Raw genomic sequence first — 21,036 nt, 5'->3', positions numbered from 1 at the left:
AGAAACTGGCCGGCAGACTCAAACCGCTCGCGCGGTAGGGGCTACGGTCAGACGCCGGTGTTCAGGGACAGGCCGGCATCGCGGTTCCGTATGTTGGCGAATGAGGCAATCCGCCTCGTTCTCCAGCAGGAGCCGAATCATGACCTCCTCACAGTCAAACGTCAGTCCGCTGCGCCAGCGCATGAGCGACGACACGCGCATGCGCCAGCTTGCCCCCAGGATGCAGGACATCTGCCTGCACATCGTGCGTGAGTTCACCCGGTTTCTCGGGCGCTCACCTGACACGGCCACGGTCGAGGACCTGCGCCGCTACCAGCTCTATCTGGTCGACCACGGCACATCGGCCGTGTCGCTGAACCACGCGATCACCGGCCTGAAGTTCTTCTTCACAGTCGCGCTCGACCGGCCCGAACTGATGGTCAGGATGCAACCGGTGCGCGTGCCCCGCATATTGCCCGTCGTGCTCAGCCCCAATGAAGTGCGGCGGCTCATCGCCGCAACGGCCAACCTCAAGCACCAGACCGCGCTCTCAGTCGTCTATGGCACCGGGCTGCGTGTCCGTGGTACGCGTCAGTGCCATGACCCTATGTCGGTCTCGTCCCCCCCACTACCAGACTTGCCCGCGGCACCATAGCTGAACACATCAATCTCGTCATGGACACCCGGGTTCAAATACTGATAGGAATGCCCCCACGGATCCTTCGGCAGACGCTCCAGATAGCCACCGGACTTCCATCTGTTGGGCGCCGGGTCGGTGGAGGGCTTTTCAATCAACGCGCGCAGCCCTTGCTTCTGGGTGGGGTAGTACCCATTGTCGCTGCGATAAAGCTTGAGTGCCCGCGTGATCGTTTCGATGTCGTGGCGCGCCGCGTCTCGACGCGCCTCACTCGAATGAGTCATGATCTTCGGCACGATCAGCACCGCGAGCACGCCAAGAATCGCGATCAACACCATACTCTGAATGAGCGTCAAACTGCGCCGTTTCTCTTGACCGGTCGCTCTGGCCGGGTGATGACCTGGGTGCATTACGAATATACGATTGCTTCTAATGAAAATATTTCTGTCTGGCCTGATAGGACGCTTTTCATGACAACGCCACCACCTCGCAGCTCCATCGGCAGTCTCGCTGTTTGCCGGGTTACCTGAGATGCCAGATTCCCCAGACTGCGATCAACAATGCAAGCCCGAAGCCACCGCCTAACAGGATGTACGTTTCAATCACTTTCACCGGAACATGCAAGTAGAAAAAACGGGCAAGAAAGCATCTGCGATGCGGCCCGCAGAGACGGATCTTTCAGTGTGTATCTCACTCGCGACATGCCAGCCGACCGTGCGAGGCACGCTACAATCCGCACGGGAATACTACCTTCACTGCCTTTCAATTCGCATGCCGGATTCTCTCCTTCCCGGACCAGGATTCACCCCGGGTCTTCGTAGGGTCGCGTTATGGGGACCGGGAGTGCTTGTCATGCTCGCGGACTGCGACGCGGGAAATATCGTGACAGCCGCGCAGAGCGGCGCACAATGGGGCCTGCAACTGTTGCCGGTGCTGCTTGGACTTATTCCTCTGCTCTACATGGTTCAGGAACTCACGGTCCGTCTGGGCATCTTTACCGGGCGAGGCTACGGTGAACTGATCCGCATGCACTTTGGTTCCCAGTGGGCATGGGTTTCAGCGCTCGGGCTGGCCATTGCAGTGTTCGGTTCACTGGTCACTGAGTTCACTGGCGTCGCAGGCGTCGGCGAAATGTATGGCATCTCCCGCTCCGTCACGCTGCCGCTTGCAGTCGTCGTCCTGATTGGTACCGTGCTGACCGGCTCGCATAAACGCGCCGACAAGATCGCGATCGTCATCGGGGCCTTTGAACTGACGTTCTTTGCAGTTGCCTGGAAGGCGCATCCGCACTTTCGTGACCTGCTGCGTCAGTTGCCCCATCTGCCCGTCGGCAACCGCGAATTTGGCTACCTTGCTGCTGCGCTGATTGGAGCGACCTTCAATCCGTGGATGATCTTCTATCAGCAGGCGGCCGTAGCGGACAAAAAGCTCTCTCCAGCAGATCATATGGCGGCCCGGGTTGAAACGGCTGTCGGCGCGGTACTCACGCAGCTGTTGACCGCCGCTGTCCTTGTCGCCGCAGCGGCGACGCTGTCGGGAAATGGTCAACCGCGCTCTTTGCAGAGCATCGGGGAAATCAGTGATGCGCTCGCGACAGTGGTAGGCGCACAGGCGGGACGAATTCTGTTCAGCGCTGGTGTGCTGGGCGCATCTGTGGTCGCAGCCATTGTCAGCTCACTGGCGCTCGCATGGGGGCTGGGTGAAGTGGCGGGATACCGGCGGTCGCTCGAAGACCGCCCCACGACGGCGCCCTGGTTCTACGGGGTGTACGTGGCTTCCGTTACTGGCAGCGCCTGCGTGGTCTGGCTGGCACCAGACCTGGTCATGTTGAACGTCGCAGCACAGGTCCTCAACGCACTGATGTTGCCCCTTGTGCTCGGCTTGCTCCTCGCGCTCAGCGTTACTGTGCTGCCGTATCAGCAGCGGCCGCGAAAAGGGTATCTGTGGCTGCTCTGCGGGATTGCAGGGATGGTTTGTGCCGCGGCGCTGATAGGCGCCGGGAGGGGCCGGCTTTCTTGAGGGGCTCCGATCCACGCCGAACCGCCCGGTGTCGCACCTGGCTTGCCGGTGTCAGTTTCCGGAGCGAAGGAAAATGATCCACCCGGTCGCTTGGCGAATCGACAGGAGCGTAGAGCGGCGGAGGGCACAAGATGATTCAGAACGGAACCCGGATCAGCTCATGGAGCGGAAACTCAGCGGTCGTTCACTACATCAAAACCACGAGGGACTCGCCTCCCAACCCGGGTTGGTCCGCCGATGTTCGGCACGTGTGCCAGATTATGTTGGCTGTCGTCCCGGCTTTTCCTCTTCGTCGCGTAGCGGATGTAGCATGCCGTTTCCGTCGACGCGGAAAGTAAAGCCGCGCCAGGTCACCCGCGTCGAAATGTGGCTCGCGACGAAAACAAGAAACAATGCAATGTCCCATATTGGCAACAACCAAAGCCTCCGATCGACGTGGCCCAAAGCCTGGTCCGCCCGCAACTTTAACCATGCGCGCGTCAGGAGCGCGACCGCAGCAAGTGACCATGACCAGGGCGCCGCACCCGACATCGCGACCGCCAGGATGGCAAACGCGAACGGATGCATCAGCGCAGAACCAAGATGGCCTGCCGGGTCGATGGAGCGGATCGTGCGGCTCCAGCGCAATTCGTGCGAGATCAGTCTCGTGGCACTCGTTTCTACGCAGGCATGGGAAATGGAGAACGGTGGAATCGCAACGCTCTCACCGGTCATACGCACCGCCTGGCCGATCGCGTGGTCCTCGGCAAGGTGATGGGCAAACTGCTCGAAACCGCCGATCCTCTCCAGCGTAGCGCGACGCATTGCAATCGTCGGTCCCATACATGGTTCTGCCAGACCCAGTGTCAAGCCGGTTATAACGCCGGGAAAAAAATGATAGTTGATCGCATTGGCAGCCAGACTCGGCCACAGTCCAGGGGCTGATTTCCCGCCATAGATGCACGTTACGAGGCCCACACCCGGCTTTTGCAATTCGCCGACGATGACGCGCAAATAATCCGTGCTCACACTCACATCGCTGTCTGCAAAGATCATCACATCATGCGCGGCCTGCGGCAGCATGTTCACGATGTTGCCGATCTTCCTGTTCGGTCCGTACAGGCGAGCATCCGCTACCACGGTGATGTGCGCCAGGGGGTAGAGCGAGCGCAACTCGTCAACCGATTTCAGCGCTGGGTCTGCCGCATCGTGCACGCCGAACAGATACTGCACTTCCCCTGGATAATCCTGCTGACAGAAGCTCGACAGGTTGCTGAGCAAATCCCACTCGTCACCGTGTAGCGGCTTGACGACCGTGACAGGCGGGTAATTGGAGGCACCAGAAGTCGGCCTCGCGAAGAATCGCGGGATCAATGCGCTGGCCAGAAGCGTGTAAGCGATGCCGAGTGCGGCGCCCGTTCCGCACACCGCTGCCAACCAGAAGCGAAGCATATGCACTGCGCGCAGAGGTCCTTGCAGATCGATGAGTCCGATCACGAGAAACAGGAGACTCGGGCAAACAAACCACGCCACACGCTTCATGTTTATCCCCTCTGCGCTGCGCGGCAGGAGCGGCGCACGTCCCTCATGCTTCGTGTGCGCGCAGGAAACGGAAGAACTCCACACCTTCACGCAGACGCCGCTTCATCATCTCCCAGCTCACCAGCATCTCGCGCACGATCTCCCAGATCTTCGACGGACGGAAATAGAACTGCCGGTAGAACTGTTCGAGATGGTGATAGATTTCTTCACGCGAGAGATGCGGATAGCCGATCGCCGCCAGCTGCACGCCTTCCTTGCTCACAAGGTTGATCACCTTGTTCTCTTCGAGCCAGCCGTTTTCGACGGCCTGCTTATAAAGCGTCGTGCCCGGATACGGCGCGGCGAGCGAAACCTGGATCGTGTGTGGATTGATGTCCTTCGCGTACTCAATGGTCTTCTGGATCGTCTCCTGCGTCTCGCCCGGCAGGCCGAGAATGAATGTGCCGTGAATCTTGATGCCGAGCTTGCGGCAGTCTTCGGAGAAGCGTCGCGCGATGTCGGTGCGCAGGCCCTTCTTGATGTTCAGCAGAATCTGGTCGTCGCCCGATTCGTAGCCGACCAGCAGCAGGCGCAGGCCGTTCTCTTTCATGATCTTCAGCGTCGCGTACGGCACGTTCGCCTTCGCGTTGCATGACCACGTGACGCCGAGCTTGCCGAGACCGTGCGCGATTTCCTCGACGCGCGGCTTGAAGTCGGTGAAGGTGTCGTCGTCGAACATGATCTCCTTCACTTCGGGCATGTTGTCGCGGATCCACTTCACTTCTTCGAGCACGTTCTCGACGGAGCGCGTGCGGTAGCGATGGCCACCCACTGTTTGCGGCCACAGGCAGAAAGTGCATTTCGAGCGGCAGCCGCGGCCCGTGTAAATCGACACATACGGGTGCTTCAGATAGCCGATGAAGTAGTTGTCGATCTTCAGATCGCGCTTGTAGACCGGTGCGACGAACGGCAGCTCGTCCATGTTCTCGAGGATCGGGCGTGCCTCATTGTGCTCGATCGAACCGTCGGCCGCGCGATAGCTCAGGCCTTTGATCTGCGCGAACGGCAGACCTTCGGCGATTTCCTTGCAGGTAAAGTCGAACTCTTCACGGCAAACGAAATCGATCGCCGCGCTCGCCGTCAGCGAGTTGTGCGGATCGACGGCGACCTTCGCACCGACCATGCCGATCAGCACGGAAGGCTTGCGCTTCTTCAGGTCTTCGGCGAACAGTGCGTCGGTCGGAAAGGACGGCGTGCTGGTGTGGATGATTACCAGATCGTATTGCTGCGCGATCTCGAGTGATATGTCGACGGACAGGCCGTCGGCAGGGGCGTCGAGCACACGGCTGTCGGGGATGAGTGCGGCGGGCTGCGCGAGCCACGTCGGATACCAGAACGAGCGAATCTCACGCTTGGCCTGATAGCGCGAACCCGCACCACCATCAAACCCGTCGTACGACGGCGCCTGCAAGAACAGGGTTTTCATGAGTGCTCCAGGAGCGTGAAGCCAGACAGGCGCAGAGTAGAATCCACGGCGCCGGAAATGTGACGATCAGAAACGCGAAGCCCCACAGATTCAACGAACGTATGGTTCGCAGCCAGCGGGTTTCGCGTTGCCAAATCGCAATGGAGGTCGGATAAAAAAGGGGCTTTCGACATCTCGGAGGTTTATATCAGGCAGAAGTTACAATCGCATTTCGTTTTCACCGCCGATCCGGAAATAGATTATTTACCAAACGGTAAGAAAATGGGGGTGACTATTCCGACAGCAAACATTCCCGGCGCTGGAACTGGGACACACTGATTGATTAGGTACAGTTCTTCTCTGCAAGTGATGCCACAGAGCACACTGATCGCCAATCATTATCTCGATTGAATGAGCTACCTTTGGGGAAACTGAGGGGGCGTTCAGATCGCTTGAAACACTGCTAACTTTAATCAGCAGAAGCGCAATTCAGTCAGGTTGACGCGCGATGATTGAATGTGAGAACAAGTTCCATTCCTGATAAGCGAATGGTTCGATCTGCGCTGACAGCGTCACAATAACCGTCACGTTGTGAATTGAATGACGTCGTCGCGAATGAAGCGCTTTGCCGCGCGAGAACGCTGATTTGCTAGATGCGCCGTGTGTCCCGCACGATGCATGCACGTCGCGATCAGCCCGAGGCGTTGCGTGTCTCCATTACGTCGCGCTGATGCGATATTGCAGATTGCCAACCAATCTGCGATTTTCTTTTCTCGCCCCGTGACACCCTTCGGTCACGATCGCATGTTTCCATCACCTACGCGGTATTTCAAGGCATTACACACGTTCGAACTCGGACCATTGCGTCCACCTTCCATGCATTCTCATCCGCGTACACGTCTCAGGAGCTAAACATGCGATCCCTTCGACCTGTTGCCGCAGCCAGCCGCGTCTTCACTTGCGGCGTGCTGGGCTTGTCCGCTTTGTCGTTCGCGGCGGGCAACGCCGCCGCGCAAACATCAACGAGTCCCGTCCTCACGCCGGGCTTCAGCATCAACGTTTTTGCTGTGCCGCCAGCCGGATCCAGCGCGCCGGATTCGCTCGCCGTACTCGATGACCACGTCTGGGTCGGTTATGCAAATGGCGGTGCACCCGATGGTTCCGGTAACGCGCAAAGCCAGATTGTCGAATACTCACTGGACGGCAAGGTCCAGCGGTCGATCACCGTCATGGGACACAACGATGGTCTGAAAGTGAATCCGTACACGCGTGAAATCTGGGCCGTGCAAAACGAGGATGCGAATGCCAACCTCGTCACCATCGATTCCGCAACGGGCCGCACCAGGCGCTACGTCTTCGGCAAGCCACCGCACGGTGGCGGTTACGATGACGTCATCTTCAAGGACGGCCAGGCCTTTTTCAGCGCATCCAATCCCACACTGAATGGACAAGGTCAGAATATAGGGCCGTCGATCGTGCGGGCCATTCTCGAATCTGACGGTACGATTGACGTGTCCGCGGTATTGTCCGGCACGCCTACCGCGAGCAACATTCCTTTCGGCACAGTGACGCGGCTCAACCTGACCGATCCGGATTCGATGACGCTCACTCCGTCGGGTGATGTGCTGCTTGATGACCAGGGTGATGGCCAGCTCATACTGTGGCGCGCGCCGGGCACTGAGCCGCAGCTGCAATATCTGCCGCTACTCGGTCGAGTTCAGGTCGACGACACGGTATTTGCGACTTCACGACGCGGCTACCTGCTCGTGTCGGACACGAAGGCCAACAAGGTCTACAAGATCAGCGCCGATGTGTGGCAGCGCGGCGCAGCGTTCTCCGCATCGACGGGCGTCGCTGCGACGAATGGCACGCCGGCCGTGCCGGCTTACGTGGGTCAGCTCGACCTGGGCAGCGGTGCACTGCTGCCCCTCGTGACCAATCTGATGAGCCCACATGGTATGGCGTTTGTGGCAACCGGGGATGACCGATAGTCACGCTCGCATAGCATGTCATTTGACACGATGGCCGCGGCTGATGGGTGCGAATAAAGCCGTGATCATCGTGTCGTCTGATTTGTATCGCCCAGATACTGACGACTTGCTTGCAGCACGTTTCGTGGAACTGACATCAGCGTTTGCGTTTCGCGCTTTGCGCGAACTCCCGGATGCGCGCGGCCAGTGTGGGTATGCCGGCATTGCGGGCAACGTAGTGCGAAATCTGGCGTGTGGCCAGATCCACGGTCACCTGATCGTCGGGCGCCTTGGTATGCGGTCCGTCGACGGCGGCGTGATATTCGATCCGCAACTGGGTGTCGTTCGCGATGATGCGCAAATAGCCGTAGTTCTGGTCGTCGTAGTTTTCGATGAGCACGGCATCGGTGTCCTTCGATGCGGCCTGAATCAGCTGCGGTGCACGAAGCGGCGGTTGTCCGTTGGTGGTCAGTCGCTGCACGTTGTGCCCGCCGTTGCCGCACACCATGTACGGAATCTGGGTTCCGTCAGGACGTGTGCGTGTAAAACGCTGATAGTTGTGCGCGTGTCCTGCCAGATCGGCATGAGGCCATACGCCCACCTCATTGCAGATCGCATCGATCTGCTGCTGCATCTCGATACTCCAGCCATGACGTCCGCGCGCGACATATGGCGGATGATGATGCGCGAACAGCAATGCGCCCGTGTAGCCTTCCTTCTTCACCCGCGTCAACGCGGCCCTGAGAAACTTCAGCTGGCTGTTGCCGATGTCGCTGTTCGAAATCACGCCCGGATCTTCGAGCGTATTGCTATACAACGCGATGATGCGAACGAACGGGGCTTCGAATGTAAAGAAGACTCCCGGTTGAATCTGTGCAGTACGTGAAAGGTTGCCCGCGTCGGGCGAGACCTGAAAGCAGTCGGAGCAGAAGTTTCGCAGAAACGCCTGCAGACTTTTTTCATGCTGCAAAGGCGAGATCATCCCGTCATGATTGCCGGCGACTGCGAGAATCGGCGCGTGATAGTCACGATAGGGCTCATAGAACTGGTCGTAGTAGTACTGGGCCTCGCCAAAGCTGTAGACGATGTCGCCCAGCAGAAAGTTGAATTGCGGCACTTCGGCAGGATCGGTTTCGTCGAAATCGCTGACCATCTTGTCGGAGACTTCGTTCTGTGTTTTCGGGCCTCCGGTACTGCCGCAATCGCCCGTCGAATGAAAAACGATCTGTCCGTTCGCATTGATCTGGTTGAGGATGGTCTGATCGTTGTTGATCACGTCCGCGAGTGTCAGCCGGGGCTCGACGCCACCGCGCGGCACAGGAAACGGAAGGGCCTTGAGTTTGTGCTCACGGTTGAGTTCGTCGATGATCTTGTAGGCTGCCACATCGGATGCGTGCCTGACGATGAAGGTTTGCGGATCGGGCGTAGGCTGCGGCTGCGAGAAAACGGGTGCGACGAGCACGCGGCCGCTGCCGTTGCTGGCTGACGTTCCAACTGAGCTCTTCTTTGGCATGTTCCCTTTCCTCCAGTCGTGGTTAAAACGTTGTACAGCGTTTGACGGTCGATAAGGCTTGCTGGATGTATCACAACATGGTGTATGGCGACCATCGACGGTTTCATGGTCCCCATTGCGGAATGCTCCCGGTGAGACGATGGTTTGAGGTAGAGGTTCAGTTGCAGTCGTTGCAAGTGGTAACAGGCGGCGCGCTGAACAGGGTATTAAGGAAGGGTTCCGGGAAGGGCGTGGACTCGATCTTCGCGTACATCAGTTGCAGCAGTCTTGCGATCAGTGCGCCGTATGAAAAGCGGGTTGGTCACGCGCCGGTCCGCCCGACGCCGGGCAGGGATCATCGAATCGGCGCATCTGGCCGACCGGCCGCACCTGTACACGACGAGGTGAGCCACTTGCGTACGTCTAAGGGCCGCCGGGATGCATTGATGTCACGCGTACGCTATGACACCGGCACCCAGGTAGAGGAGTTGATTGACCGGAACGCCGGCGACGTGCGCATGGATCCTCCATTTTTGAGAAAGATGGAGTCCAGTGGCGCATAATCTCGCATCATGCGCAGGCCATTCCGACATGATCCTGGGCGCGCCAATTTTGCTGGCCTCTCGTGCCGAGACGCGTCGAGCGGTGCTACTTGTTCTTCATGACACGTCGAAGCCAAGGATCTCCATGGCAAGCGATTGGAAGCCGCAGGGCTTGTGCCTGAAATGGACACGACCGTCCGCTCCACAACCCGGGCGCATGCCAGCATGGTTTCAAAGTCCGCGGCGCTTGCACGTGACTTTCGGTAAAGCCTGGAGTTCCAAGGTCCTACACCGCTCACAGAAGCTCCATTGTTCGGAGCGCAAATCCAGGGAGCAGCGAGATGCCAGCGATCAACCTGAATGCCGATCTCGGCGAGAGTTTTGGGCGCTACCGGATCGGGGACGATAGCGGGATCATGCAGGTCATCCGGTCCGCGAATATCGCGTGTGGCTTCCATGCCGGCGACCCGACCGTCATGACAGAGGCCGTTTCGCTTGCCAAGGAAAATGGCGTTTCGATTGGCGCCCATCCGGGCTTCAACGATTTGTGGGGCTTTGGCCGCCGCCAGATTCAAATGAACCCCGAAGACCTGCAGTACATGATCACGTACCAGATAGGTGCACTGCAGGCCATCGCCCGCGCTGCCGGTGCGAGTGTGACGCACGTGAAGCCGCACGGCGCCTTGAATAACATGGCGCACATGCGGCGCGACTACGCGATGGCCATTGCAAGGGGAATAAAAGCCGCCGATTCCGACTTGATCTTCGTCGCGAATGCATGCTCCGAGATGGTGATTGCGGGACAGGAACTCGGGTTGCGCGTTGCACATGAGGCGTACGTAGACCGGCGATATGACGACAGTGGGTTGATGACGTCGAGAACAGAGCCTGACGCGGTGATTCACGACGCGAACGTAGCCGTCAAACAGGTGCTCTCGTTCATCAGGGAGCAGGCGATCATTACCCGAAGCGGCAAGCGTATCCCCACCCCGATCCACTCGTTCTGCACGCACGGTGACGAAGGGACCGCCATGGGCCTGGTCAGAGCCGTCCGGGACGCCCTCACGGCCGAGGGCATCGACATCGTCACGCTACCCGAAATGAACCTGGAGTCGGCAGCGAAATCATCGTAGGCACCCCTCAGAGCCGGGCTCAGTTCCGCTGCGGCTCAAAACGCGTGGTACATGTGGCGGTGCACGACCAGCATCTTGTGTCAGTGCAGGCCCATCTATCACCGACTTCCAGGCGCCATCGCAGACGTGCCGCCGGCCGAAGCCGAAGCCGAGGCAACGTGTTATCGGCAGCTTACCGAGCAGGTCGCCACGGTCTGACTAAAACCGACCAGCCGCCGCAAATCCTGGGGCGGTTCACAACTGGTTGCACGGAAGGCATCGTGCTGCCGATCGAAGATGTTTCATGCGACACGTCTCGTTACACACAAAAACACCGGTAATGTGCCCATTCAATATAGTGCGTTCACAACTGACAAGTGAGGCACGTTATGAAAAGAATCGTTGCATTGATGCTGATGGCTGTATGTCTTGGAAGCGCGTTGAGCGGTTGCATTGTTGTGCCTGCAGGTGGCTATCACGGCTATTACCACGACCGTTATTAACCGCAGTAGACAAGCTTGCGTAATACGCTCCAACCACACATATCAGAGAAAGCAAATCATGAGCATCACACACCGTCGCCGGTTCGCAACGACGCTGATGGCCTGTCTCGGCATAGGCACATCATCTGTCGCCTTCGCTCATGTTGATGTTGGTGTCAACATCGGCAGCCCCGGTATCGTGTATGCGCCCGAGCCAGTCTACGCTCCGCCTCCGCCGGTGTACGTCGAGCCACCTGCCGCTGTAGTTGTGAGTCCCGGCTGGTACGGCGAAAGATACTATGACGGGCATCGTTACTGGGAACGCCGAGAATGGGAGGAGCGTCATCGAGGTGAACGGGAATGGCATGATGCGCGCGACTATCGCGGTGGCCCTCGGGGTGACTGGGACCACGACCATCGCGACGGTCAGCGAGGCGACTGGCACCATGACCATGAGAATGAGGGAGAAAGGGGCGACCATTAACGGGTGTTGCCGACCGCAACCTGGCGAGGTTCATGGCTGCACCTGCCAATTACATGAGGCAGCACCCGGGCCAGAAAGGGACAATCAACCGTATCGCTTGATTGTCCGATCGCAGCGCCTTTCCGAACCTCACCGTGTTGATCACTCAACAGAGAGAAGGCCTCCACCGCCAAACGCCAGCTTGGCGAACCGTTCGCCAATGCGACGGTGTGCAGGCCCATCCGGGTGCAGTTGATCGGGCAGAGGCAGATCGGCGAAATCCTGTTGACCGTAGAGTTCAAGTCCGTCGAGGTAGCGTAGATGTGGGTCGTTCGCCGCCCGCTGCTGCACAATGCGTCGCAACTCATCCCGGATGACGGTAAGCGTCAGCTTTCCGGCCTTGCGTTCGGCCGGATCACCCGTCGCCCGAAACGAAACCTTCCCTGCCGCCAGCGCATTCATATCGAACGCTCCAGGACCCGGCGTATCCTCGTGAATCGGGCAATAGAGCGGCGAGATGACCAGCAACGGCGCGCCTGGGTGACCTTCCCGGATAGTGTCGAGAAAACCGTGAACCGCTGGCGTAAAAGCGCGCAGCCGCATCAGATCCGTATTGACGAGGTTGATGCCGATCTTAAGGCTGATCACGTCGGCAGGCGTGTCGCGCATCGTTCGGGCGGTGAAGGGGTCGAGTAGCGCGCTGCCGCCGAATCCAAGATTGATCAGCTCCACGTCTCCGAGGGAAGCGGCAAGCGCGGGCCAGATCGAAGTCGGGCTATCTCCGTTGGAGCCATGACTGATGGAGCTGCCGTGATGCAGCCAGACGTGTCGACCCTCGTCGGCCATGGGCTCGACGTGGGCGTTGGCGCGCAGCGCGACAAGCTCCGTGATTTCGTTATGCGGCAGCCAGATCTCGACTTTCTTGTCATGGCCGGGCAGGCCGGTGAACCGTAGGGTGGCCGGCGACCCTGACTGCTTCGAAACGGTGCCGCTGGCCATGTCGATCGTCACGGTGTCGCCTCCAGCCGCACTGCTTTGCTGAACGAGGCGGCCGTCGACCAGCAGGTCATAGACACCGGCCGGCCGCGGCGGGACACCCGCATATGCGTACCGTGTCGGCAGGGCATCGATCTCAATGTCCGTCGCATGGGTGCGGAACACCAGTCGTACTCCTGAGGGCTGCGACTCGGCCATCGCCAACTGCGGGTCCGTGCATTGAGCGCGCGCTCGAGCTGGCAGCCGGTGCGGCATCACCCCCGTCCGGTTTGCTCGAGTTCGAGGGCGCCACGCAAGAACTCGTGGCTAATGAGCGTAGTAATCAAGGTACCCTGGTCGATCATCATGTGATTGATTGCATGTGAGAGCATGCAATCTTACCCGGCTGCGGCGCTGGAACTTACAAGAACTTATAGCGGACGTTCGCGGTAGCTAGCCTAACGACTCTTTCGGGGTCGAGAGTACGCATCCACTTTCAATTGTGACGTTCGCAGTTGCGGATATCCGAATGGCAGAAACGCTAGCTCAAGCTGCCTTACGAACGGTAACACTTGAATGTCAGCAAAGGCCGAACTTTGCTCGTCGTTATGGGGTAAGTTCCCGAACGAACTGGCCATCCGGATGACGGCCTCGTTGAATAGACAAGCGGCTACAACTGGACGGTTTCACCCTTTGAGCTATGCCGCCCCAGAACTGTTGCCGGCCTGGGGCAGATAATTACACCGTCAATTTTCAGTGTGGGGAGGATGCGTACAGTCGACCACCAGCGACCATCGCATATATCGAAAGCGCGGTCCCTTGAATGTTCCTTCTCGAATGCAGTCGAATGTCTTCGGCGGGAGTGTACCCGTGTCTCCATTGCCGATGCACGATCGAATAACGCTGGTGAACCGCGCGACCGCGTTAATGATCTCACTCGAATACGATGCGCGGGAAGTAGAGCGAAACGATCCGGTTAGGCTGGTCGACGATCTCGTTGATGCGCAAGTCGGCACAAACACTACAGAGCAGGTAAGCATCGATTGCGCTGATATGGTGTTGTTTCATCAGCAGGTCGATCATCCCTGACACTGCGGCCCGAGCTCCGTCCATTAAATCCGGACCAATGCCCGTGGTGACCTCGTAGCCGATTGCGTCCAGGTGACGACTTACGGGGCCCGGCGTGGTAAATCGGGGAAACGGGAGGTTCGCCCCTTTGATCAACTCGAACTCTGCCGCCAGAGACACAGGACTTTCGATTGCCGTTCCGCACACCTCGCCGTCCCCCTGCGCGGCATGCGTATCGCCGACAGAGAACAGCGCGCCCTTCACTTCGACGGGAAGGTAGAGTTCCGTGCCGGCACAAATGTCGCGGATATCCATGTTGCCACCGACACGGCGGGGTGGAATCACACTATGCACACCCGCTTCGCCTGGGGCGAGGCCAATGGTGCCGCAGAATGGCTTCAACGGAACCCGGCCCCCTGGTCCGAACATCGCCGGGACACTAAGGTCCGGCTCGTATTTCCAGATATGTAGCGCGGGCTCGGGGAACTGATCTGCCAGCAGGCCAAAACCGGGAATGTTCGCCGTCCAACCCCAGCCCGAAGGAGCGAACGATAACAGTGTCACCTTGACGGCGTCGCCCGGCTCCGCGCCATCGATATACACCGGGCCGACGACCGGGTTCACCCTTGCAAAGTCCAACCGTGGAATGTCGGCGACGCTCGAGTTCGCAGTAAGTTGTCCGCCGGATGCATCCACCGGAAAGAACTCGACGGTTTCGTGTGGCGCGACGGTCAGTACCGGACTTAGCGAGTTGTCCCAGCCAAGATGGTTCTGATGCTCATGAATGGTGTGGCGCGTACAGGGTTTTTCGTTCATTGCTCGCTTCCCCCGGATGCCGGCTGCAGAACGTTTTATGCAACCACGAACACCGATCATGAGTCTGTTCGTTTGCCCACGTTTTGGCCGCCGAGGCTGCGAAATTCGTCTCATCAAGAATTGATGGGTCAAACAGGGCGTGCGCAATTCTGACCGCATGAGGTTCTGGCGTGGCAAGTTGTCTTTGCTCGCCCATTCCACAGAACCGCCCTTCAATCGGCTGGTTCATGTCCGAAACCTGCAGGATGTCCTATGTGAGGATTTCGGCCAATGCCGACATTCAGGTGTCGCCATTCGTGAGGCAGCATCAGGTCCCTTTGCTGCCATTCGGATCTCGGCATCCCTGAGTGTCGCGTTCACTACCAGCGGATGCGTACTCTCGACCCACAACCGACGTTCGCCGGTACGGCGCGCCGGCGGCAGCTTTAAAAACTGTATCGGCCATTCGATCGTTCCTTCGGAATCTGCAAAGGCGCGTATCCGCAGATCCGCTTTGTGGCGCTGGCCGAATGTGCGACGCACGCGCTGGGTGAGATCCAGATGGGCGGAGTGCGCGAGAACAGCGAACAGGCGCTCACCCGGCAGCTGTTTCCGGCGTTCTCGAGCGAGATGTTGGTGCTGGCGGATCGCCTGTTCTATGGGTATGACATGTGACGCGACGCGGTGGTCACGGGAGCGAAGCTGCCGTGGCGGGTGAAGTCGAATGTGCGACTGCGGTGCGAGGTGCCGCTGGTAGACGGTTCGTACCTGAGTACCGTGTATGCTAGCGACACCGACCGGCGACACCAGCGCAACGGCATGCAGGTGCGGGTCATCGAGGGCACGGTGGCCGATGCGCGAATGGGCGCACAGGCCGGAGGTTTCTCATGGAGCCCTGCGCAGCATGCACGTCGACTGTCGATCGTTGTTGACCTTGTCAATCGCGGCGGCAGGACATACGCTTATCGCTAGTATGAAGAACAGACGAATGAGAACGTCTTACAAGCGATGGGAGCAGGGAAAGGTTGACGTCTGACGCGGCATCCTGCGCAATTCCAGGTGCGCCGAAAAACAAAAAGAAATGTAGAGAATCTCGTTCTCTCCTCGCGCAATGGAGCGACAAAGTACCAACCGAAAGAAAAATAATAATCGGCTCAGCTCGGCGTCCCGTATCGAAAGCGCAATCGCGTGAGTGCACGATGAGTAAAAACTCATTTGAGAACCGGAACGAGACTTCACGCTGAGAGCCGAGGAAGAGGACAGAACCTTGATCGGCTGATTCAACACTTTACTATTTCCCCCACCATGAGCGTACCTGACTATTGGCAACACCTGAAATGGACGAACGGCTGGGACCAGCAACAACCCACGGTCGTTGCGACCTCGGAACGCAAGGATGACAGCGGATCGCGAAAGATCAAGAACGGCACCAAGCACCGTCGTGCGAAGCCCCTGTCAGAAGTGGAATTGATAGCGGCGGTCGCTGATCGAGGGTCGTATGACACGGCGTTCCTCGATCCCGGCAGCGACCTGTTCCGCCGGATCGCTGAGTATCTGTGCGCCAACGCCGCTGCGCGGACCCTCGCACCGCCACAGGGGGAGCGCACACGCATGGTTCGGGCCCAGAACAAGATCGACGAGCTGATCCAAAAACCCGCTCTGTCGGACAATGAAAAGCTTGTGCTCAGAACCAACCTGAATACGCTGCGAGAAGACCCCTCATTCATCAAGGCCAACTATGGCACGTATTACACGAAGTACGGCATCTCACAGAGTAAGCAGGCGCCACCAAAATCCGGCAACGTCGAGATTACCAAGATCCGGGTGATCCGCCATCAGGCACTGTGGAATCAATACGAGGCGGCGGCGGTGCGCATCAGGGACGACATCGCCAAAACACAGGACATCTACGACAAGGTCAACGCCGAAGCGGTAGAACTCAGGATGGGCAGCTACATAACCCCGCCTCGGGCGCTCACGACCGGCGGCAAGGTATTCGGACGTAGCGCGGTCAAATTTACCACGCAGTCAGACGAAGGGATCAGCGCTTCATCGACCGAACGGCTGCCCGTGCTTGACCGCAGCATCGGAGAGGTGCTGTTGATGCACGGAACGCTGCCCAACGTCATCAAGATCATAGTCGATAAAGGATTCGATCCTGACTTCAACAAGGGAACACCATCGGGGAACGTCAGGAAGTACGGCGCGCTGGGGCAAGGTACCTATTTCGGCGACTCGTTTGCGAAGGTGCAGACCTATACTGGCTGCCCAATCTGCAATGCGTTGAAATGCGATTGCACCGACCAGGACGATAAACCGGTGGACCGGATGCTGATTCTCGCGCGATGTCTACTGGGAATTCCTACGAAGGCCCGCACGCATGACAGCCACCGCACACAAGACACCTCCACGATCAAGGCGGGCAAACATTCGGTGATCGGGCAGGAGACTGGCTTCACCAAGAGCTGGACCTTCTTTGGCAGCAATGAGTTCATGCTGAAACAGGCCGATCAGATGTACGCGGAATTCGTGGTTTACTGGCATCGGGTTTAGATCGGCCTGGACCCCTCAAGCCGTGCATGCTTACGTAGTTCAGTACGCACAGTTAGACTGGGTGGGCCTGCTGGCTTTGTAGCCTTTGCCGAGGGGTAATGGTTCCGTCAATGCCGCATAAGGCCGGGTGCTCAAGAAGCGGGACCGCGACGCGAGGGTCCGTTGTCTGATGTAGTTCGGTCATCCGAATATCCGCGCGAGTATGTTGGTCAGCGGCCGCTTGTGGCCGACTGTACTCATTCACGGAAGTCGCCCGAAAGCGGCCGCTGAAGATTTCAACGGCTGCCCTACAGCACCTTCATTGAACTGGTGCTCTCGGCCAATTTCGGCCGTCCGCCGACGCTCTCAGATTGACATTCGAACGTCGGCCATGCTCCGGTACGGGCCATTAAGATACAGGCTCGATCCGGCAGGTCCTCTGTCCGACATTCGGCCGGGCTGGGTTGTACATCAGCAATTTGCGGGATTGCTGACGGTGGCGCCATCGAGCAGCCTGACGGCAGCCTACTGCCTCATCGAAGTCACACTCCCGACCCGTATCGGTCGGGCGGACTCAGACATCGATGACGGCTTCGGGATGCCGACGTTCACGTATTCGGGTTGTAACGGTTGCCTCGCGGCTATCGTTGGTTGAATGTGTGTCACTAGCAATTGCGTTCTCGCTGCCGTATTCGGTCGCGCATTCAGCCGTAAAGTTCATTCTCGGATGTTCCTCCCTTCCCGGACGCGAGGTATTCTGTTCAATATGTGGCACCGGACGCCCGCTCATTTGGTCGTGTATAGCAAAAATCCGACCCTCAACGAGGCGAAGCAGGCGATGACGACTCTGAAAGGTTTGCGCGATCGTGCGATGCTGTCGACGCTGCTGCGGCGCTGCCTGAGAGCGCGCCACATTAACTTACCTTGCGGCGTTCCATGCCTGGGCGTGCACTGCAAGGATGCTAAGGCGGCTACAGCACGCCAATCTGCTGGGCGACGTTTCCCCGGGCCTCATCGCGTATGCCGCGGAAGTAAAGCTGTGTCAATGAATTCCCGCGTGTCCCACCTGCATGCGAGGGCAGCGCCAAACGGCCAAAACTGCCTCGACCCCGCCGACCCGACGTCTGAGGCACGCGAATACCGCGACGCTTGTGCCACGAATTTCGACGGTCGGAGAATGCCAGTGTTCAAGTTAGCTATCAAGCGGTGCTGCACACAAACGTCGCGCGCGATCGATTGTTTTTCTCTGAGGTATAAAGAGGAGAAGCAGCCATGAAAATCCTATGGGTCGACGATCACGAAATTCTTTGCGTTGCTCTTTCCGAATATGTCCAGACACACGCATCGGAGTTGAGCGTAGCCCCAATCGAAGTCACACCCGTATTCACACTTGCCAGCGCGCTTGAAGAAATAAGCAAGGCACCTCCTCCAGACCTCGTATTCCTGGATCTCAATCTGGATGGTGAGAACCGTGGCGCCACGACACTTGAGCATTTCCAGTCCGGCAATCCATCCAATGTTCCCGTGGTCATCTGCACGGGACTCGCTCCTGGAAACGATGATGAAGTTGAAATTTTGCGAATGTGCATGCGTGACTACGCTGCTCGGGGAATCATTTTGAAAGGAGGCGCGTACAAAAAAATGTTCATTGGACTGAGCAGGATTTTAGGAGGTGAACTCTGGATTCCGGAAGAAGTCCTGATGCGCTTTGCCTGCTCGACACAAGCACCTTCAGCTATCCAGAATCAGCATCACCTCGGACTCTCTCCACGAGAGTGGGACGTGGCGCGTTGCATTGCAGGTGGCCTCTCAGGAAAACAGATCGCAAGAGAGCTTAACGTCACCGAGGGACATGTCAGACAGGTTTCCTGTGTTATTTACGACAAACTTCAAGTCAGAAACCGCGTTGAAGCTGCACTTAAAGTCAATGCCGAACTGGCCGGTGGAAGTGGGCCAGCGAAGGGACTGCCGTGAAGATCTCTGTGACACCACACTTTACGTTCCACCGCCATCACTTCACTCGCCCTCGGTCGATGGCTTATGTTTTGCAAGCAAGGTCAGGATGGTCTTTTCCGAAACCGGTTTCGACAAAAGCCTTATGCCACTGACGGTCACTTTTTTGAGCACAGCTGACGAGGTGTCCCCCGACCACAGGATCGCAGGGATCGAAGCGTCGGTAGCAGCGCGGACCGCCGCAATCGCGGCAACACCATCCTCGTTTTTCAGCCGGTAGTCAGAAAGGATGAAGTGCGGACCAGTCGCCAAGGCCTCGATGCGCAACTGCTCGATGACGTCGCATGATGATTCTCCCGCCACGACGTAGCATCCATGCTCGATCAGGCGCATCGATATTTCGGTTCTCAAGTCGCTATTGTCCTCGATGATCGCCACTACCATATTGGTCAGGTCCAGGTCGCCGCTTTCAACCGTCTGAACCTCGAGCAACTCTGGCGGTATGCGTCCTGCGAAGGGGACCGTAACCGAAAAACGCGATCCCCGCCCTGGTGTCGAGTCCACGTCCAGTTTGTGACCAAGAAGGTTCGCGAGACCCTGAACTATGGACAGACCCAGGCCGAATCCCTTTTCACGATCCCTCTCGGGATTGTCGACCTGTACATAGCTTTTGAAGATATCCGCTTGTTTATCTTCAGCGATACCGATCCCGTTGTCCCAGACGCTTATCTTGACGAGGTTGCCCCGCCTTTGGCAACCCACCAGAATATGCCCCTTCTTTCCTCCCTGTTCGGAAGGCGTGTAACGGACGGCATTGGTGACCATATTTCGGATGATCCGGTCCAACGCATGACGATCCGTATGGGTCAGATAGGGCCGGCTATGGAGTCTTAACTTCAGCCCCTTCGCCCGGGCCAGCGGCTGCATATCCACGACTATGCCGTGCAAAAGGGAAGGCAGCACCACCTCCTGAATTTCTACACTCCAGGTGCCGGACTCGAGGCGGCAGATATCCAGTGTGCCGTTAATCATCCCTTCCATCGCATCCACTTGCCTTTGCGCAATCGAGACGTCTTCGGCCAGCCTGGTTGATTCAATGTTCCGCTCGATATAGTTCAACTTCAGGCCGAGCGTTGTGAGCGGCTGGCGCAAATCATGGCTTATCGCAGCGATAAGTTGGTTCTTCTCCGCCCTTGCCGCTTCGGCCCGCGATCGCGCCTCTTCGAGAATAACCTCTTTTACACATGCGTGCTTCTGATCGTAACAAAGAAACCATGCGATGAGACAATAGCCAATTAGTTGAGCCGTAAGCGACTCAAGCACAGCTGGCAGTTTAAATAACAGAATTTCTCCCAGGCTAAATCCGAATGGGATGGTGCCGAGCACGAGTGAACCTAAAGTTGCACGAAGACTAGGTGCGAGCAGCAGCACAGTAAATACATGGCAGATCAGCGTCAGCCTTAGGAAGAAATTCCTGTGGAAAATAATATGAGAATCACCGTGGGCCGGGAAAAAGGGTGGCTTTATCCCAAAGCTACCGGCCGCCCACCACACCGATGTCAGTACGACCAATGCAGCCCATGCCCAGTGCATCTGCTCGACCGCGTTGACGCCCGCGTGCTTTGGAAGCGCCATGGTCTTTTTCAGTAAATATATTGCCATGGGAGCGGCCATCCCCCACAGTCCGAAGATCCAGACGACACGGAACAAAAGATAAATATCCGATGTCTTGATCCAATATCCAAATTCGAACACGAACACGCTTACGAACAACACCAACGCCATCCAACATACCGCTCGACGCGACAGTGATTCCAATAAATCGCGTTTGACAAGGAGATTCTGCTCGGTACTGAGTGCCGCAACCGGTCCCCGAACAAGATTCACAAATTCACTGACTCTGCGGCGCTCGATTTTGTGAGCCGTTTCGCTTGCGCTCAGTGATGTTCTGGCCCCGGGCTCTTCGCCCACGTCCGAATCACGTCGTGTTCGAGTACGAGACGCCATAGAAGGCCTCCTCGGAGTGTCACGTTCAGCGTAGCCCCATTGTGC

The 21,036-nt window shown here is 58.0% G+C and carries 16 protein-coding genes and 2 pseudogenes; 9 read left to right on the top strand and 9 right to left on the bottom strand.

Annotated elements, in window-relative coordinates; translation table 11 throughout:
* Window positions 1-139 precede the first annotated feature (139 nt).
* Window positions 140-556: pseudogene (locus H1204_RS25285) on the top strand (phage integrase N-terminal SAM-like domain-containing protein); the annotation flags it as partial.
* Window positions 557-570: 14 nt separating this feature from the next.
* On the opposite strand, the gene gspG reads toward H1204_RS25285, so the two are convergent.
* A complete protein-coding gene (gene gspG, locus H1204_RS25280; RefSeq protein ID WP_180731273.1) occupies window positions 571-1,026 on the bottom strand; it encodes a type II secretion system major pseudopilin GspG in 456 nt (151 codons plus the stop codon).
* A 442-nt stretch (window positions 1,027-1,468) separates the two neighbouring features.
* On the opposite strand from gspG, the gene H1204_RS25275 reads away from it, so the two are divergent.
* Window positions 1,469-2,635: a divalent metal cation transporter gene (locus tag H1204_RS25275; RefSeq protein ID WP_243468670.1), complete on the top strand. Its 1,167-nt coding sequence runs from the start codon at window positions 1,469-1,471 to the stop codon at window positions 2,633-2,635.
* A 258-nt stretch (window positions 2,636-2,893) separates the two neighbouring features.
* Here the strand turns inward: H1204_RS25275 and hpnI are convergent, their stop codons facing one another.
* The 3 genes and pseudogenes from hpnI to H1204_RS51525 all read right to left on the bottom strand — a co-directional run.
* Window positions 2,894-4,066 carry a bacteriohopanetetrol glucosamine biosynthesis glycosyltransferase HpnI gene (gene hpnI, locus H1204_RS25270; RefSeq protein WP_180733303.1) on the bottom strand — a complete coding sequence of 391 codons (1,173 nt, stop codon included), beginning with the start codon at window positions 4,064-4,066 and terminating at the stop codon, window positions 2,894-2,896.
* A 133-nt stretch (window positions 4,067-4,199) separates the two neighbouring features.
* Window positions 4,200-5,621 (bottom strand): hopanoid biosynthesis associated radical SAM protein HpnJ, encoded by a 1,422-nt coding sequence (gene hpnJ, locus H1204_RS25265; RefSeq protein ID WP_180731272.1) that lies wholly within the window; start codon window positions 5,619-5,621, stop codon window positions 4,200-4,202.
* A gap of 13 nt (window positions 5,622-5,634) precedes the next feature.
* Window positions 5,635-5,757 (bottom strand): annotated as a pseudogene (locus H1204_RS51525) (ceramide glucosyltransferase); the annotation flags it as partial.
* 757 nt (window positions 5,758-6,514) lie between these two features.
* On the opposite strand from H1204_RS51525, the gene H1204_RS25260 reads away from it, so the two are divergent.
* Window positions 6,515-7,591: a hypothetical protein gene (locus H1204_RS25260; RefSeq protein WP_180731271.1), complete on the top strand. Its 1,077-nt coding sequence runs from the start codon at window positions 6,515-6,517 to the stop codon at window positions 7,589-7,591.
* A gap of 136 nt (window positions 7,592-7,727) precedes the next feature.
* On the opposite strand, the gene H1204_RS25255 is transcribed toward H1204_RS25260, so the two are convergent.
* Window positions 7,728-9,083, bottom strand: a complete 1,356-nt coding sequence (locus tag H1204_RS25255) for a metallophosphoesterase (RefSeq protein ID WP_180731270.1) — start codon at window positions 9,081-9,083, stop codon at window positions 7,728-7,730.
* Window positions 9,084-9,148: 65 nt separating this feature from the next.
* Here H1204_RS25255 and H1204_RS25250 point away from each other — a divergent pair, with 65 nt between their 5' ends.
* From H1204_RS25250 to H1204_RS51520, 3 genes are all read left to right on the top strand, one after another.
* Window positions 9,149-9,625 (top strand): hypothetical protein, encoded by a 477-nt coding sequence (locus tag H1204_RS25250; protein ID WP_180731269.1) that lies wholly within the window; start codon window positions 9,149-9,151, stop codon window positions 9,623-9,625.
* Window positions 9,626-9,945: 320 nt separating this feature from the next.
* Window positions 9,946-10,737, top strand: coding sequence for a 5-oxoprolinase subunit PxpA (locus tag H1204_RS25245; protein ID WP_180731268.1), 792 nt, complete (start codon window positions 9,946-9,948; stop codon window positions 10,735-10,737).
* Between the two features lie 540 nt (window positions 10,738-11,277).
* Entirely contained in the window at window positions 11,278-11,682 is a 405-nt protein-coding gene (locus tag H1204_RS51520; RefSeq protein WP_243468669.1) for a hypothetical protein, read from the top strand.
* A gap of 141 nt (window positions 11,683-11,823) precedes the next feature.
* On the opposite strand, the gene H1204_RS25240 is transcribed toward H1204_RS51520, so the two are convergent.
* The 3 genes from H1204_RS25240 to H1204_RS25230 form a co-directional block, all read right to left on the bottom strand.
* Complete coding sequence (locus tag H1204_RS25240; RefSeq protein WP_243468668.1) at window positions 11,824-12,822, bottom strand: GDSL-type esterase/lipase family protein; 999 nt, start codon at window positions 12,820-12,822, stop codon at window positions 11,824-11,826.
* A gap of 747 nt (window positions 12,823-13,569) precedes the next feature.
* A complete protein-coding gene (locus tag H1204_RS25235; RefSeq protein ID WP_180731267.1) occupies window positions 13,570-14,520 on the bottom strand; it encodes an acetamidase/formamidase family protein in 951 nt (316 codons plus the stop codon).
* Entirely contained in the window at window positions 14,483-14,749 is a 267-nt protein-coding gene (locus H1204_RS25230; protein WP_180731266.1) for a hypothetical protein, read from the bottom strand. Before H1204_RS25230 ends, H1204_RS25235 begins: the two co-directional genes overlap by 38 nt.
* A gap of 266 nt (window positions 14,750-15,015) precedes the next feature.
* Here H1204_RS25230 and H1204_RS25225 point away from each other — a divergent pair, with 266 nt between their 5' ends.
* From H1204_RS25225 to H1204_RS25215, 3 genes are all read left to right on the top strand, one after another.
* A complete protein-coding gene (locus tag H1204_RS25225) occupies window positions 15,016-15,174 on the top strand; it encodes a hypothetical protein (RefSeq protein ID WP_180731265.1) in 159 nt (52 codons plus the stop codon).
* Window positions 15,175-15,804: 630 nt separating this feature from the next.
* Complete coding sequence (locus tag H1204_RS25220) at window positions 15,805-17,052, top strand: hypothetical protein (RefSeq protein ID WP_180731264.1); 1,248 nt, start codon at window positions 15,805-15,807, stop codon at window positions 17,050-17,052.
* A gap of 1,251 nt (window positions 17,053-18,303) precedes the next feature.
* Window positions 18,304-19,005 carry a response regulator transcription factor gene (locus H1204_RS25215; RefSeq protein ID WP_180731263.1) on the top strand — a complete coding sequence of 234 codons (702 nt, stop codon included), beginning with the start codon at window positions 18,304-18,306 and terminating at the stop codon, window positions 19,003-19,005.
* Between the two features lie 42 nt (window positions 19,006-19,047).
* Here the strand turns inward: H1204_RS25215 and H1204_RS25210 are convergent, their stop codons facing one another.
* Window positions 19,048-20,991: a HAMP domain-containing sensor histidine kinase gene (locus tag H1204_RS25210; protein ID WP_180731262.1), complete on the bottom strand. Its 1,944-nt coding sequence runs from the start codon at window positions 20,989-20,991 to the stop codon at window positions 19,048-19,050.
* Window positions 20,992-21,036: the final 45 nt, after the last annotated feature.

Source organism: Paraburkholderia sp. PGU19 (assembly GCF_013426915.1).
GTDB lineage: Bacteria > Pseudomonadota > Gammaproteobacteria > Burkholderiales > Burkholderiaceae > Paraburkholderia.
This window is presented reverse-complemented; position numbering and strand designations above follow the sequence as displayed.